Raw genomic sequence first — 14,336 nt, 5'->3', positions numbered from 1 at the left:
CTAGGCAGCCTGCATGAGGTTGTATCGGTTGCGCACCGGAGTCTGGGTGGGGTCCATAAAGCGCGGAAGAATCACTTTTGGGACACCGCTATCGGGGATGACCCTAATCAACCCGGCATGTACGTCATGATGATGCGTGTCGCAAAGCATGGCACTCCAATAGACCGCCGTGACCCCGCCCTCGGACCAGAATTTGATGTGGTGGATGTTGCATCGTTCTGGGTCCATAGTGCACCCCGGAACGATGCATCCGCGATCGCGTACTGATATCCCGAGCCGCATGTAGCGCGGATGCTTGCGTTGGCTTCGCCCGATGTCCAGGATTTCGCCCTTGCCACCCAGCACCATCGGGATGATCTTGGCTTTGGCCAGGGCCTGTCGCAAGTCCGTGGGGCTCAGGCTGAATCCATGCGCGGTGACCCCGTGGGTCTTCGCCCGGCCTTCCAGTTCTTCCAGCGTCAGCATGACCACTACTTGAGGAGCGATCACCGGGAAATCCGGATCCTCGCCTTCGGAAGGCGGAGGATCCGAGCCGGGCGCCTGGGCCGGACGACGATCCAGCAGGCGCTTGATGCTCTTGGCGTTGGCTCCAAGCAATAGCATCAGGGCGTTGAGCCGGCGCGCGGCGGGAGTGATCGGGGCGGGTTCTGCTGCTTCACTGGATGCGGCCTCTTCATCGGTGACGAAATCCGGATGGCCGCTGGAGGAGCTAGCGTCCTGTCCGGCATCTACGGAGAACGCCTCGCGGGCGGCCTGGCCTGCCTGGGATCGGGGATTATCGCTCTGCGCCAGCGCAGATTCGAAGAGCTCGGAACGCAAGGGGCGCAGGGCAATCTCATAGACGACCAATCCGTGGCGCTTGCCTTTGCGGAAGACGCCTTCCTGCGCTTCGGGTTCTTCTTCCGATTGTTGCTCTCGGGCGGTTTTGAAGATGCCGTTGATCCCCTTGCGGCGGGTCGCGGTATCGGGTTCGTCCATTTCCAGATCCACGAGCGATTCAAGCAGCTCGCCGTCCTCGGTGCGGATCGTGGAAATTGTCGGCGCGTCGAATTCGCCGCGTTGCGGTTCAAGCGAACTGAGCCGGCGGGCGGCGGATAAGGCTTCAGCAGGCGGGCGGGACGTATCCTGGAAACGCTGTGCCATCAGTGGAAACTGCGCCGGGAACTGCTGGTGCTGGTAATCGAATTGGGCAAAGACATGATGCGCTGAAGCTATGCGCCGTTTAGCGTCGAAATTCTCCAGGTGCAGCCAGGATGCGAGCAGGTCAGTGCTGTTGCGGAAGGTAGGGCGCTGTCCGGTTCGATGGGCCTCGCGCGTGAAATCAACAGTTCTTGAGCGGACTGCCTTCAGCTCGTCCGAGGTCAGCGTATGCGCCGCCGTGGATTCGACCAGATGGGTGGCAAGAGTTTGGGTGCGCAGGGCCTCGTGGGCGGCGGCTTCGGCACTGCTGGCCAGCGCGAGGGCGAAGCGCGGATCCTGCTGCGCGGCGGATCGGGTATCCGACCCTGCAACAGAATCTGGGGCGATGCTCTGGTGCAGGGTCGGAATGAGCGTGGCGATCTGCAGGGCGTCCGAGGCACTGAGCACCGGGTTGTCCTGGATCGCGTGGGTGAGGCTGGCAATGGCCTGGCCGATCGATTCGCTCATGGATCAAGAATGCGATGGCGGGTTCCGGCCCGGGGCGGGCGGGCGCGAGATGTGGAAAAGCCTCAGGCAGCCTTGATCGAACTGGTCACGGTGAAGGTCTTGTCCCGGGCCAGCTGGGAAGTTGGCCCGACGCGGCGGGACAGCTCCCCGCGATAACGAAGATGCGAGTTGAACACGCATAACAAAGTGCCACCGGGGGCCAATACGCGGGCCGCGTCGTCGATGAGCTTGAAGGCGATGTCGGCGGTCACCGTATTGCCGATGTGGAAGGGCGGGTTCAGGGTGATGAGCGTGGCTGAAGCATCGGGCAGCCGGCTGAGCGCGTCATCCTGGGCGGCGGTGATTCGATCGGCCACAGAGTTCAGGCGCGCAGCGGCCAAGGTGGACGCCACCGCTGAGGCCGAGTGATCGGAGGCGATCACCTGCAGTTGCGGATGGGTGAGGGCGCAGTAGATGCCGATGGAGCCATTTCCGCAGGCCAGATCCACGAGGGTGGCGTGGGCGGAGAGATCGGGCAGATGCTCCAAGAGCAGCCGGGTGCCCGGATCCAGGCGCGCCGCGCCGAAGGTGGCCGCCCCGGCGTGCAGGGTGAAACCGGTTCCGTTGACCTGGTGGGCTGCCGTGGCGGGGAAGCTGCTGGCGGGCTGTTCGGGCAGCGGCCCGGTGGCGGTGAGGACGCGGGCCTTTTGCCGGGCCAGGGACACATCCACGCGGGAGAAACGGCTGGCGAGCACCTCATTCATCGAGCGGCTCATATGCTTGATGCGGCCGCCGGCGAAGACCCGGGTTTCTGGGGAGCAGGTGGCGGTGATGGCGGCGAGCTGTTCGTCGAGCACATCCAGTCCGCGCGGCAGTGCCAGCAGGATCGTGGCGCTCTGATCGGCCACATCCGCCAGCGGGAGGAAACGGACCTGTTCGGCACGCTCAGGAAGCAGCCGGCGCAGATTGGCCTCGATAGCCTGGCGGGCGGTCAGCGAATCGCTATGCACGCGCACAGTGGTGCTGCCCAAGGCCAGTGCGCCGAGCGTCAGGGCACCGTAGTGGTCGCCGACGATGGCCACGGACGCGGGCCAGCCAGTGCTGGCCAGGCTTGCGGCTGCGGTGTCCAGGATCAGCCGATCGGCGGCATCAGAGGCAAAGAGGTTGGGCGCTTGGACATCGGGCCAGCGGCTGAGATCGGCCAGCAGCGCCGTCAGGTCGGCGGTATTTTCGGGCGCGGGATTCAAATCAGATCAACCCATCGGGTCTCGGTGGCGGTGAGTTCTCCGGCGCCCGCGGTGAGCGTGGCGACGTGGGTGCGCAATTCTTCGGCGGCTTCTGGCGTATCGGGGATGCCGATGTGCACCAGCGCGGATTCAGCCTGCCACTGTGTGGGTTCGACCTGGTAGCCGGCGGCGCGCAGCTCGTTCTCGTAGCGCGCGGCGCTGGCGTGGGCGGCGGGCAGGGTGAAGATCCGCAGCCGCTGGCGGGGCAGGAGGGTGGCGTGATCCAAGGCGGTGGAGACCGCTTCAGAATAGGCACGGACCAGGCCGCCGGCACCGAGTTTGATGCCGCCGAAGTACCGAACCACCACTGCGAGGATGTCCGAGAGCTGCGTGCCATTAGGCAGTTCGCGTTTGGCCAGGGCGTCAAGCATCGGGATGCCCGCGGTGCCTGATGGCTCGCCGTCGTCGTTGGAGCGCTGGGTCATGCGGTCCGGGCCTAGGATGAAGGCCGTGCAGTGGTGCCGCGCATCGAAGTGGGTTTTGCGCAGGGCCGCGATATGTTCGCGCGCAGCTGCCTCGGATTCGACCCGGTACAGGTAGGTGATGAAGCGCGAGCGCTTGATTTCCAGCTCGTGCACGCTGTCGCCGCGCAGGGTGGTGTAGCTGGTCGCGACCGATTCGTTGGTGTTCATCGCTAATAGTTTATAGGGTGGAAGCATGAAGCATGTGGGACTGACCGGGGGAGTGGCCTCGGGAAAATCTGCGGTTGCGGCTAAATTTGCCGAACTCGGAGCGGTGGTGATCGACGCCGACGCCTTGGCGCGCGATGTCGTGGCCCCCGGGACGCCGGGATTGGCTGCGATCAAGGACTCTTTTGGCGCCGGAATCCTGCTTCCCGACGGCTCCTTGGACCGCAAGGCCTTGGGCGCTATCGTCTTCTCCGACGAGCCGCAGAGGCTCAAGCTCAACGCGATCGTGCATCCGCTGGTGCGCCAGGCGGCCAAGGAGCTGCGCGAGCAGGCCCCCGCCGAGGCCTTGGTGGTTGAAGATATCCCGCTGCTGGTTGAATCCGGGCAGGCCGAGGACTTCGACGCCGTGATCGTCGTCCAAGCGCCGCATGAGGAACGCATCCGCCGAATGGTCGAGGACCGCGGTTGGAGCGTGGAGGACGCCCGATCCCGGATGGCCGCCCAGGCCACCGATGAGCAGCGGGCCGCGGTGGCAGATTATGTGCTGGAGAATTTTGGCACGCTTGAAGATTTGCAGGGGCGCGTGGCCGACCTCTATCAGCAGTTAACGAAGGCAGCAGGAGAATAGATGTACAAGGTATGCAAATGGACGACGCTCGCCGCCTTCGCGGTCGCACTGGTGCTCTGGCTCGGATTCGGCGGTCGTGCCGAGTTCGTCAGCCAGGAACAGGGGCCGTATTCGCCGGTGGTCTACATTTCCGGGTGGCTGGCGCTGCTGGGGATCATCACCGCGACCATCATGACCGTGGGCTTCTTCGGCAACAGCATCCAGCGCACCGTCAAGCGCAACGCGATCCGTTACGGCATGCGCAAGTAGCTTCTGCAAGCTTTAAGCTGATAGCTGGCTAGGGCAGGAGGCAAACGGTCGGGGCAAGTGGATATGCTGGATGCATGAGTCTTGCCCAGCCGATTAAGCGCGTTGTCGCCCCGTTTGAAGTCATCAGCGAATATGAGCCAGCCGGCGACCAGCCGCAGGCCATCAAGGAGCTGACCGAGCGGATCAACAACGGCGAGAAGGACATCGTGCTGCTCGGCGCCACCGGCACCGGCAAGTCCGCGACCACCGCCTGGCTGGTCGAGCAGGTGCAGCGCCCCACCCTGGTGCTGGTGCAGAACAAGACCCTGGCCGCCCAGTTGGCCAACGAATTCCGCGAGCTGCTGCCGAACAATGCGGTGGAGTACTTCGTCTCCTACTACGACTACTACCAGCCCGAGGCCTACGTCCCGCAAACCGATACCTTCATCGAGAAGGACTCCTCGATCAACGAGGAGGTCGAACGGCTGCGCCACTCGGCCACCAACTCGCTGCTCACCCGCCGCGACACGATCGTCGTCGCCACCGTCTCCTGCATCTATGGCCTGGGCACCCCCGAGGAATACGTGGCCGGAATGGTCACCGTGCGCACCGGCGAGGAACTGGACCGCGACGCGATGCTGCGCCAGTTCGTCGCCATGCAGTACACCCGCAATGACATGGACTTCCACCGTGGTACCTTCCGCGTGCGCGGAGACACCGTGGAGATCATCCCGATGTACGAAGAGCAGGCAGTGCGCATCGAGTTCTTCGGCGACGAAGTCGAAGCCATCTACACCCTGCACCCGGTCACCGGCGAGGTGATCCGCGAAGAAACCGAAATGTACATCTTCCCGGCCAGCCACTATGTGGCCGGGGCCGAACGCATGGGCAAGGCCATCAAGCGCATCGAGGATGAGCTGGCGGTGCGCCTGAAGGAACTCGAATCGCAGAATAAGCTGGTCGAGGCCCAGCGGCTGCGCATGCGCACCACCTATGACCTGGAAATGATGGAGCAGATGGGCTTCTGCAACGGCATCGAGAACTACTCGCGCCATATTGACGGCCGTGATGCCGGAAGCGCCCCGCACTGTTTGATCGACTATTTCCCGGATGACTTCCTGCTGGTGATCGATGAGTCGCACGTGACCGTGCCGCAGATCGGCGCCATGTACGAGGGCGATATGTCGCGCAAGCGCACCCTAGTGGAGCACGGTTTCCGTCTGCCCAGCGCGATGGATAACCGCCCACTGAAATGGGATGAGTTCTTGGAGCGCATCGGCCAGACGGTATACCTTTCGGCTACCCCGGGCAAGTACGAACTGGGCAAGTCCGATGGATTCGTGGAGCAAATCATCCGCCCGACCGGCCTGATCGACCCGGAGATCATCGTCAAACCCACCAAGGGCCAGATCGATGACTTGCTGGACGAGATCCGAACCCGCGTGGACCGTGATGAGCGTGTTCTGGTCACCACCTTGACCAAGCGCATGGCCGAGGACCTGACCGACTACCTCACCGAACATCAGGTCCGGGTGCAGTATCTGCACTCGGACGTGGATACCATCCGCCGTGTGGAGCTGCTGCGCGAACTGCGCATGGGTTCCTTCGACGTGCTGGTGGGCATCAACCTGCTGCGAGAGGGTCTGGACCTGCCCGAGGTGTCGCTGGTGGCCATTCTGGATGCGGATAAGCAGGGCTTCTTGCGTTCGGCGACCTCGCTGATCCAGACGATCGGCCGCGCCGCGCGTAACGTGTCGGGCCAGGTGATCATGTACGCCGATAAGATCACCGACGCCATGGATCAGGCCATCGAGGAGACGAACCGCCGCCGCGCGATCCAGGAAGCGCATAACAAGGAGCACGGGATCGACCCGATGCCGCTGCGCAAGAAGATCGCGGATATCACCGATCAGCTGGCGCGCGAAGACGCCGACACGCAGGAGCTGCTGAACAACAACCGGTTGGCCAAGGATGCCAAGCGCACCAAGGCGTCCTCGGGCGTGCGCAAGGACGGCTTGGCAGCGGCGCCTGCCGAGGACCTGCTCTCGCAGATCGAGGAAATGACCGAGCAGATGCATGCCGCGGCTGCTGAACTGCAGTTTGAATTGGCCGCCCGCATTCGTGACGAGGTGTCCGAATTGAAGAAGGAGTTACGCCAGATGAAGGCGGCCGGGCACGCCTAGAATCTGCCGGGGTGCCCGAGTCCTGCGTTATGAAAAAGCCTGTGGAGATGCTGTGCGCTACACTTAATGCTTGGACGTAGGGGAGTATCCCAATGCTGTGAACGTCAACACGCGAACCAATGATGTTTCGCCGGGCGCAGCAGCCGATCAGCAAACCAGCTTTCGAAGTACTTTGATTGCCTGGATGACGGCGGAGAGACTTGCGGCGATTTTCCATACCCTCCAACGAAAGGTCGCTCGTCCGTGGGCACTCATGGGTTAACCATTCAATTCGAAATGATCGCGCTGGTCTTGCTGTGTGCGGTGCTTATCGCAGACCTCCTGTACGTCACCAAGCGCCCGCACATCCCTTCCATGAAGGAAGCCGGCATCTTCGTCGGCGTGTACATCGGCCTCGCCTTGATCTTCGGCGGCATCCTCTGGTGGCAGGCTGGCCCGCAGATCGGCCAGGAATTCTACGCCGGCTGGATCACCGAGTACGCGTTGTCCGTGGACAACCTGTTCGTCTTCATCATCATCATGGCGCGCTTCTCGGTACCTCGTAAGTATCAGCAGGAAGTGCTGATGTTCGGCATTATCATCGCGCTGATCCTGCGCGCGATCTTCATCGTTCTTGGCGCTGCCATCATCGAGCAGTGGTCGTGGGTCTTCTACATCTTCGGTGCCTTCCTGCTGTGGACCGCTTGGAACCAGCTGAAGGACGAAGACGAGGACGAAGAGAGCGGCCTGGTCAAGAAGCTGACCAGCCGCATGCCGATCTCCAAGGACTTCGACGGAGCCAAGTTGCGCACCGTGGTCGACGGCAAGAAGCTGTTCACCCCAATGGTCCTGGTCTTCGTGACCATCGGCATGACCGACCTGCTGTTCGCCTTCGACTCGATCCCGGCGATCTTCGGCTTGACCAAGTCGGCCTTCATCGTTTTCACCGCGAACATCTTCGCCCTGATGGGCCTGCGCCAGCTGTACTTCCTGCTCGGTGGCCTGATGAACCGTCTGGTCTTCCTGAAGCACGCACTGAGCTTCATCCTCGCCTTCATCGGCGTCAAGCTGGTCTTCCACGCATTGCATGAAAACAACCTGCCATTCATCAACGGCGGCGAGCCACTGCACTACGCATGGCTGGATATCTCCGTTGGCGTCTCCCTGCTGGTGATCCTCGGTGCCATTATCGTAGCCACCGTGCTGTCCCTGTGGACCCCATGGGGCAAGCGCGCTGCAGCCACTGCAGAAGCCGAGTCCATGACATCCGCATCTAGCAAGGCCTCAAGCGACGACATCTAAGCGTCGGAAAAACCCGCCGGTTGGCCTGCACAGGCCGATCGGCGGGTTTTCTCTGGCCAGTTTCTAATGCAGGGATCTTCTCTTGGGGGAAAACTTATGAGCGATGCACCGCTAGATGCAGGTACCGTAGCCACCGACCTGGCGCTTGCTTCGGGAACCATGTCCCGCCTGTTGGGGCAGGCCGCTGGACAGGGGCGCTCCGTCACTGCGTGGCGGGTGCTTTCGTCGCTGGATCGGTTGGGCGCGCAGCGCGTGGGCGACCTCGCGATCGAGCAACGAGTCGCCCAGCCGACGATGACCGGACTGATTATCCGTCTGGAAAACGACGGCATGCTGCAGCGACAGCCTGATCCGAAGGACGGCAGAGCAAGCCTGGTCAGCCTGAGTGATGCTGGCCGAAAAGAGATCCGCGGCTACCGACAGCGGGCCATCGACGTGCTGCTGGGCGGCATGGATGCATTCAGCGAAGCCGAACAGCAGGCCTTGGCCCGAGTAGTGCCGCTGATTCAACGAATCAACGATCAGATCGCAGCCGACCTCGACGGCTGAGGTCTGGATATAGCCAAAGGCGCGCCGTTCCCCGAGGGGAACGGCGCGCCTTTTGCCTATTGCGGTCTTAGAGGTCCTTGGCAGCAGCCTCGGGATCTTCGCCATTGGCCATGGCCAGCAGCCGGCGGAAGATCGCTGGCCCATCATCGCCAATGCCATCGTGGTGGTATTGGTCGGTGACCCAGGTCTGCAGGCCGTTAACCTGGGACGCCGTGCGCAGGGAGAGTTCACGGTCGACGTAGACGTCGTCATGGTAGACGGCAGCCGCCACGGGCACGGTGTTCTTGGCCAGGGTCTCCAGGTCGTAGAGCGGCGGGAAGTGCTCGTGCTCGGCCAGGATGCGGGCGACCTCTTCCAGCGGGCGCAATGCCGGGTCCTCGGAGAAGTGCCACCGGAAAATCATCTCGCCGGTCAGCAGGGGCGTGTCCGCATGGACTGTGAAGTCCGGGAATTCCGGGAGCACTTCTTCGGCCGCGAAGTTCGTCGCCTGGCCCTGAGCGTAGATCGTCTCATGCATCAGCGCGTACAGCGGGTTTGATGCGAAGGAAGCCTGGGCTTGAAGGGCGTCCAGGAAGGCATCGGAGAGCCGCGGGCCACCCGGGGTGTGGACGAAGGCCTCCTCGAAGATGTGGTGCAAGAGGTGTACCCGGGTATTGCCACCCAGGTACATGCCCAGCATTTGCACCAAGGGGACGGTGACCCGCTGGCCGTTGGGCAAGCGCTCATCGTCATTGGCGCGCAGGTGCTGGTAGATCTTGTGCAGCGTGTCGAAGTCCTGCGGGTACCAGGAGAAGTACTCGCGGTTGCGTTCAGTCATTCGCTGGTAGGTGGCCCGGTACACGGTTTTCGCATCCTGGTCCAGTGACGCCAGGCCGCCGGTGACGAGGCATCGTGTGAGTGATCCCGGGAACAGCGAAAGGTACGTCAGGGTGCAGAAGCCGCCGTAGCTTTGGCCCAGGGTGCTCCACTGGCCAATGCCAAGATGTTCACGGAACGCTTCGGCATCACGCACAATCGAGTCCGCGCGGAAATGCGCCAGATAGCGTGCCTGAGCTGCGGAGTCTCCGCGCAGCGGGAGCGTCTGGCGGTTGGCAGGGGTGGACAGGCCTGTGCCGCGCTGATCGAGCAAAAGCACGCGGAAGTGCTTCACTGCTTCCGCGAGCCATCCAGATAGGGATCCTGGACGCGGCGATTTGCCGCCCGGCCCTCCCTGCAGGAACAACAGCCAAGGCTTGGTGGAGTCGGTGCTGATTTCCCGGGCGAAAACCGAAATCTTTTCGCCTTCGGGATGCGAGTGATCCAGCGGGACCTCGATCCGGTGATCGGCCACGTCCATGCCGCGGTAATGCGCCATTACTTTGCTCCTTGCGATCCGAGTGACTGCAAGGCGTCGCCGTCCAAACGACGGGTGGTCCATCCGTCGAGGGAACCGGCGCCGAGCGAGTCGTAGAATTTAATGGCTGGCTCGTTCCAATCGAGGACCTGCCATTCGAGGCGCTTGTATCCGCGCTCGACGCAGATGCGCGCCAGCGTGCTCAGAAGCGCTTTGCCGGTACCCAGCCCTCGCTGGTTGGCGCGCACGTACAGATCTTCCAAATGGATTCCGTGGCGGCCTTCCCAGGTGGAGTAGGTCAGGTACCAGATGGCGATGCCGACGATGGCGCCAGTCTCGTCTTCAGCCACATGCGCGAACGCCTGCGGGCTATCGGCAAAGAGATGCTGTTCGAGGTCTTCAACGGTGTTGCGCACCGCATCAGGCTCCTTCTCATAGTCCGCCAGTTCTTGAATCAGGTCCAGAATTTGAGGGCAGTCATCGATGACGGCTTCACGCACAATACTCATGTGTCCTAGCTTACCGCTGTCGTATCGCTAAAACGTCGGTGACCAGTCCTAAGGTTGAATGCATGATGGGTGGACACCACGCGGTGAGCGGCGCAGCCGCATGGTTGGCAATTACTACTCCGGTCACCGTCGGCTCGGTCAATCTCGGATTGGGCACCTTTCAGATGGACCGCTGGGAGACGCTCGCTGGAGCCATCGTCTGCGCCGGTGCGGCCTTGCTGCCTGACGCGGACCACCATGGGGCGACCATTGCTCGTGCCCTGCCGCCTTTTTCAAGAATTTTCGCCCGGGTTATCGGAGAGGTATCCGGCGGGCACCGCAACGGAACCCACTCGATCGTGGGCATGGCCTTCTTCATTTTCTTGGCGTGGCTGGCCAACGGCTGGGATGTCCATACTGCTGCCCTTGGCACGGTCTATCCCGGGGCTGCACTCTTTGCGATCTTGCTGATTTCCTTTGCGGTGAAATCCGTTAAATTCATGCCGCCGGTGCTTTGCTGGATTATTGCCTTGGCGACCGGTGCTTTTGTGGGGGTCAATGCCCCCGAGGAGAATATCTGGTTCTTGCTGGCGGTGGCGTTGGGCGTAGTGGTGCATGTCCTTGGCGACATGTTGACCATCGGGGGCTGCAACCTCATTTGGCCGATCAAGATCGGCTCGCCGCGCTGGTTCCGCAAATTGCCGCTAATCGGCGGTTGCTGGAAAGCCAATGGCCGGATCGCCGTCCCGGTCCTTGCCGAAACCGGTTCGACCGCGGAATGGCTTTTGGCGACGTTGCTGACCACCTACGTGGGCATCGCTCTGATCGTTGCGTAATGGCTAATTCTTGAGGGTCGTGTTTTCGCCCTGGTAGACCAGCGCCAGCCCCAGCAGCAGAAGCCCGATTTGGAACAGCGTGGAAATGAGTGCCTCGGCGGCAAAAAGAGCTGACCAACCGCTGAGCAGTCCGATCAGGACAAACAGTATGATGCATCCGCCAACGAGACGCAGCTGGAATCCGTTCATGGCCATACCCTACGACACTGCCCGCAACATGGCTATCGATTTACGACAACTTGTGCGGGCAGCAGGCAAAGGCGCTAGTTAGCGAGCAGTTTCAAGAGCACGGCTTTTTCATGAGGCACCAGATTCCCTGGGAGCTCGCCAAGCCGGAACCAGCGCAAGTCGCCGGCTTTATCCGGTTCCATGATCCGCGGCGTGCCGCTCCAAGCGGTCGCCAGATGAAAATGATCATCAATGTCGCCAGCTCCCGGAATCGAATTCGTCCGGCTTACCGTGAGCAGCTCCTGAAGGTCATGCGCAGCGATACGAACGCCTAATTCTTCCCATGCTTCTCGAATCGCTGCGGCCGCGCTGGATTCGCCAGATTCCACGTGTCCAGCCGCGGCGATGCTCCAGCAACCGTCCATGAACCCAGTGCCCCGTCGAAGCTGCAAAAGCACTTCTTCGCCCCGGCGGAGCACAACATAGCTGATGGCGGTCACCTGGCTAGTCCATTCGGCCCACGGAGGTTACGGTCACCACTGGAGCGCCGACCTCGTCTGAATCGTCCAATGAGATCGTCGCGCTGATACCCCAGTCGTGGTGTTCGGCGGGGTCAGCAAAGATCTGGCGGATCTCCCACACGCGGTTGGGCAGCTCATTGACGATGAACAATTTCGAGCTGCGGCCGGTTGGGCCGTCATCGATGTCCTCGTGCTCATCGAAATAGCCGTCCATGGCATCGGCCCATGCGTCGGCGTCGAAGCCATTGTGCCCGTCGAGCTCGCCGAGGGCCTGGTCCTGTTCGTCGGCAAAAAGCTTGACACGGCGGAACATCTCATTGCGCACCATCACGCGGAATGCGCGCTTGTTGCTGGTCAGCTTTTCCGGGGCCGGAGGAGGTGCCGTTTCGGTTTCTTCGTGCAGTTCACCACGGGAGAGCTCTTCCCATTCGTCCAGCAACGAGGAGTCGATCTGGCGAATCATCTCGCCAAGCCACTCGATAAGGTCTTCGAGGTCTTCGCGCAGCGCATCTTGCGGGACGGTTTGGCGCAGCGCCTTGTACGCATCCGTGAGGTAGCGCAGCAGGACGCCTTCGGAGCGGGCCAACTGGTAGTACTGGACGAAGTCGGAGAATCCCATGGCGCGTTCGTACATATCGCGGACGATCGACTTGGGCTGCAGCTCGAAGTCGGCAAGCCAAGGAGCGCCGGAGCGATACTGCTCAAATGCCGATTCCAGCTTTTCCGCCAGAGGCATCGGGTAAGTGATTTCATCGAGCGCATTCATGCGGTCGTTGTAGTCCATGCCTTCGGCCTTCATGACGGCAATCGCCTCGCCGCGTGCCTTCTTCTCCTGGCCCGAAAGCACCTGGCGCGGCTTTTCGAGGGTAGCCTCGATCACCGACACCACATCGAGTGCGTAACTGGCTGAATCCGGGTCCAGCAAATCCAAGGCCGCAAGGGCGAAGGGGGACAGGGGCTGGTTCAGCGCGAAGTTCTGCTGAAGATGCACGGTCAACTCGTAGTAGTTGCCGTATTCGTCGGGCTCATCGCGCCGCACGACAACTTCGGTGGCAATCAGTTCACGAAGGATGCCGATGGCGCGCAGCTTTAGCTTGCGCTGGGTGGATGGCGTCTCGTGGTTTTCGCTCAACAGGCGAACCGCGGCTTCAAAGGCGTTGTCTTCGCGCTCCAACAGGTTCAGCAGCATGGAGTGCGATACCTGGAACGAGGACTTCAGCGTTTCCGGGGGAGCGGCAACGATCTTGTCGAAGGTCTTTTCGCCCCAGGTCACAAAATTCTGAGGTGGCTTCTTCTTCGGAATCTGCTTGAGCTTGGAAGAACCCTCGCCGTGCTTCTTGAGGGCCTTTTCCATCGCCTTATGATTTTCGATCGCGTGCTCCGGCGCTTGGACCAGCACCGTTCCCGCGGTATCAAAACCTGCTCGGCCCGCTCGTCCTGCGATCTGGTGAAACTCGCGGGCATTCACGATGCGTGTACGGGTGCCGTCGAATTTGGACAGGGCCGTGATGACCACCGTGCGGATTGGCACGTTGATGCCCACGCCCAAGGTGTCGGTACCGCAGATGACCTTGAGCAGGCCGGCCTGGGCAAGCTGCTCGACCAAGCGCCGGTATTTGGGCAGCATGCCTGCGTGGTGGATGCCGATTCCGTGGCGAACCAGGCGGTTGAGGGTTTTGCCGAAACCTGCGGCAAAGCGGAAACCGCCGATCATCTCGGAGATTTTTTCTTTCTCCTCGCGCGTAGCGACATTGATGCTCATGAGCCCGGTGGCGCGGTCGATCGCGTCGAGCTGGGAGAAGTGCACGATGTAGATCGGGACCTGCTTGGTCTTGATCAGTTCCTCGACCGCTTCCTGGACTGGCTCCATGGAGTAGTAGAAATGCAGAGGGATCGGGCGCTCGGTATGTGCCACAGTAACAGTGGGCGTTCCGGTGCGCTCTTCCAATTCCTTTTCGAAACGGGTCACGTCACCGAGCGTGGCGCTCATCAGCAGGAATTGTGCCTGCGGAAGCTCGATGAGTGGCACCTGCCAGGCCCAGCCACGCTGCGGATCGGCATAGAAGTGGAATTCATCCATGATGACGCAGCCGACATCGGCTTTGGAGCCTTCGCGCAGAGCAATGTTCGCCAGGATCTCCGCGGTACAGCAGATAATCGGTGCGTCGGCATTGACCGACGAGTCTCCGGTAACCATGCCGACATTTTCCGCGCCGAAGATTTTGCAGAGGTCGAAGAACTTCTCGGAAACCAGGGCCTTGATTGGCGCGGTATAGAAGCTGATCTGGTCGCGGGCCATGGCATAGAAGTGCGCGGCGATGGCGACCATTGACTTGCCGGACCCGGTAGGCGTGGCAAGGATGACGTTGTTGCCGCCAGCCAGAGCCATCGACGCTTCATCTTGGGCAGGATAGAGATTGATGCCCCGAGAGGTGACCCATTGGCCAAAAGCCTCATAGATTTCGTCGTCGGATACGTTTTTGCTGTTTGCTGGCAAATATTCGGTGAGCAACATGATGTTCTTAGCTTATCGGTTGAGAAGTATGACTGCGTGCCTGATTGGACGCAGATCCAAGGATT

14 protein-coding genes are annotated in these 14,336 nt (G+C 61.6%); 6 read left to right on the top strand and 8 right to left on the bottom strand.

The features are described from left to right. The 3 genes from D3791_RS01055 to D3791_RS01045 all read right to left on the bottom strand — a co-directional run bounded on the left by D3791_RS01055 (window position 1) and on the right by D3791_RS01045 (window position 3,544). Complete coding sequence (locus tag D3791_RS01055) at window positions 1-1,647, bottom strand: HNH endonuclease signature motif containing protein (protein ID WP_172511059.1); 1,647 nt, start codon at window positions 1,645-1,647, stop codon at window positions 1-3. Between the two features lie 62 nt (window positions 1,648-1,709). Continuing rightward, on the bottom strand, window positions 1,710-2,873 hold the full coding sequence (locus D3791_RS01050; RefSeq protein WP_246242249.1) for a class I SAM-dependent methyltransferase: 1,164 nt from the start codon (window positions 2,871-2,873) through the stop codon (window positions 1,710-1,712). Then, window positions 2,870-3,544, bottom strand: coding sequence for a YigZ family protein (locus tag D3791_RS01045; RefSeq protein ID WP_172511058.1), 675 nt, complete (start codon window positions 3,542-3,544; stop codon window positions 2,870-2,872). The genes D3791_RS01050 and D3791_RS01045 overlap by 4 nt, the downstream gene beginning before the upstream one ends. 25 nt (window positions 3,545-3,569) lie before the next feature. Between D3791_RS01045 and coaE the strand changes: the two genes are divergently transcribed. From coaE to D3791_RS01020, 5 genes are all read left to right on the top strand, one after another. Further along, window positions 3,570-4,169: a dephospho-CoA kinase gene (gene coaE, locus D3791_RS01040; protein ID WP_022876432.1), complete on the top strand. Its 600-nt coding sequence runs from the start codon at window positions 3,570-3,572 to the stop codon at window positions 4,167-4,169. Continuing rightward, a complete protein-coding gene (locus D3791_RS01035; RefSeq protein WP_022876431.1) occupies window positions 4,170-4,418 on the top strand; it encodes a hypothetical protein in 249 nt (82 codons plus the stop codon). Window positions 4,419-4,492: 74 nt separating this feature from the next. Continuing rightward, window positions 4,493-6,580 carry an excinuclease ABC subunit UvrB gene (gene uvrB / locus D3791_RS01030; RefSeq protein WP_172511057.1) on the top strand — a complete coding sequence of 696 codons (2,088 nt, stop codon included), beginning with the start codon at window positions 4,493-4,495 and terminating at the stop codon, window positions 6,578-6,580. A gap of 276 nt (window positions 6,581-6,856) precedes the next feature. Continuing rightward, entirely contained in the window at window positions 6,857-7,861 is a 1,005-nt protein-coding gene (locus D3791_RS01025; protein ID WP_035762517.1) for a TerC/Alx family metal homeostasis membrane protein, read from the top strand. Between the two features lie 96 nt (window positions 7,862-7,957). Further along, entirely contained in the window at window positions 7,958-8,410 is a 453-nt protein-coding gene (locus D3791_RS01020; RefSeq protein ID WP_172511056.1) for a MarR family winged helix-turn-helix transcriptional regulator, read from the top strand. A gap of 67 nt (window positions 8,411-8,477) precedes the next feature. On the opposite strand, the gene D3791_RS01015 is transcribed toward D3791_RS01020, so the two are convergent. Both D3791_RS01015 and D3791_RS01010 read right to left on the bottom strand, forming a co-directional pair. Next, a complete protein-coding gene (locus D3791_RS01015; protein WP_172511055.1) occupies window positions 8,478-9,764 on the bottom strand; it encodes an alpha/beta fold hydrolase in 1,287 nt (428 codons plus the stop codon). Next, complete coding sequence (locus tag D3791_RS01010) at window positions 9,764-10,252, bottom strand: GNAT family N-acetyltransferase (protein ID WP_022876426.1); 489 nt, start codon at window positions 10,250-10,252, stop codon at window positions 9,764-9,766. The genes D3791_RS01015 and D3791_RS01010 overlap by 1 nt, the downstream gene beginning before the upstream one ends. Window positions 10,253-10,314: 62 nt before the next feature. Between D3791_RS01010 and D3791_RS01005 the strand changes: the two genes are divergently transcribed. Further along, window positions 10,315-11,067: a metal-dependent hydrolase gene (locus tag D3791_RS01005; RefSeq protein WP_172511054.1), complete on the top strand. Its 753-nt coding sequence runs from the start codon at window positions 10,315-10,317 to the stop codon at window positions 11,065-11,067. 3 nt (window positions 11,068-11,070) lie between these two features. On the opposite strand, the gene D3791_RS01000 is transcribed toward D3791_RS01005, so the two are convergent. The 3 genes from D3791_RS01000 to D3791_RS00990 form a co-directional block, all read right to left on the bottom strand. Then, window positions 11,071-11,256, bottom strand: coding sequence for a hypothetical protein (locus tag D3791_RS01000; protein ID WP_152485563.1), 186 nt, complete (start codon window positions 11,254-11,256; stop codon window positions 11,071-11,073). Between the two features lie 74 nt (window positions 11,257-11,330). Continuing rightward, window positions 11,331-11,735, bottom strand: a complete 405-nt coding sequence (locus D3791_RS00995; protein WP_172511053.1) for an NUDIX domain-containing protein — start codon at window positions 11,733-11,735, stop codon at window positions 11,331-11,333. Between the two features lie 4 nt (window positions 11,736-11,739). Continuing rightward, window positions 11,740-14,271: a DEAD/DEAH box helicase gene (locus tag D3791_RS00990; RefSeq protein WP_172511052.1), complete on the bottom strand. Its 2,532-nt coding sequence runs from the start codon at window positions 14,269-14,271 to the stop codon at window positions 11,740-11,742. Window positions 14,272-14,336: the final 65 nt, after the last annotated feature.

Origin of the sequence: Glutamicibacter mishrai (assembly GCF_012221945.1) — a bacterium.
Lineage (GTDB): Bacteria > Actinomycetota > Actinomycetes > Actinomycetales > Micrococcaceae > Glutamicibacter > Glutamicibacter mishrai.
This window is presented reverse-complemented; position numbering and strand designations above follow the sequence as displayed.

What these genes read in the sequence shown, in the direction of transcription:
- D3791_RS01055 (WP_172511059.1), bottom strand. Translation starts at nt 1,647, where the DNA reads ATGAGCGAATCGATCGGCCAGGCCATTGCCAGCCTCACCCACGCGATC.
- D3791_RS01045 (WP_172511058.1), bottom strand. Translation starts at nt 3,544, where the DNA reads ATGAACACCAACGAATCGGTCGCGACCAGCTACACCACCCTGCGCGGC.
- coaE (WP_022876432.1), top strand. Translation starts at nt 3,570, where the DNA reads ATGAAGCATGTGGGACTGACCGGGGGAGTGGCCTCGGGAAAATCTGCG.
- D3791_RS01035 (WP_022876431.1), top strand. Translation starts at nt 4,170, where the DNA reads ATGTACAAGGTATGCAAATGGACGACGCTCGCCGCCTTCGCGGTCGCA.
- uvrB (WP_172511057.1), top strand. Translation starts at nt 4,493, where the DNA reads ATGAGTCTTGCCCAGCCGATTAAGCGCGTTGTCGCCCCGTTTGAAGTC.
- D3791_RS01025 (WP_035762517.1), top strand. Translation starts at nt 6,857, where the DNA reads ATGATCGCGCTGGTCTTGCTGTGTGCGGTGCTTATCGCAGACCTCCTG.
- D3791_RS01020 (WP_172511056.1), top strand. Translation starts at nt 7,958, where the DNA reads ATGAGCGATGCACCGCTAGATGCAGGTACCGTAGCCACCGACCTGGCG.
- D3791_RS01015 (WP_172511055.1), bottom strand. Translation starts at nt 9,764, where the DNA reads ATGGCGCATTACCGCGGCATGGACGTGGCCGATCACCGGATCGAGGTC.
- D3791_RS01010 (WP_022876426.1), bottom strand. Translation starts at nt 10,252, where the DNA reads ATGAGTATTGTGCGTGAAGCCGTCATCGATGACTGCCCTCAAATTCTG.
- D3791_RS01005 (WP_172511054.1), top strand. Translation starts at nt 10,315, where the DNA reads ATGATGGGTGGACACCACGCGGTGAGCGGCGCAGCCGCATGGTTGGCA.
- D3791_RS01000 (WP_152485563.1), bottom strand. Translation starts at nt 11,256, where the DNA reads ATGAACGGATTCCAGCTGCGTCTCGTTGGCGGATGCATCATACTGTTT.
- D3791_RS00990 (WP_172511052.1), bottom strand. Translation starts at nt 14,271, where the DNA reads ATGTTGCTCACCGAATATTTGCCAGCAAACAGCAAAAACGTATCCGAC.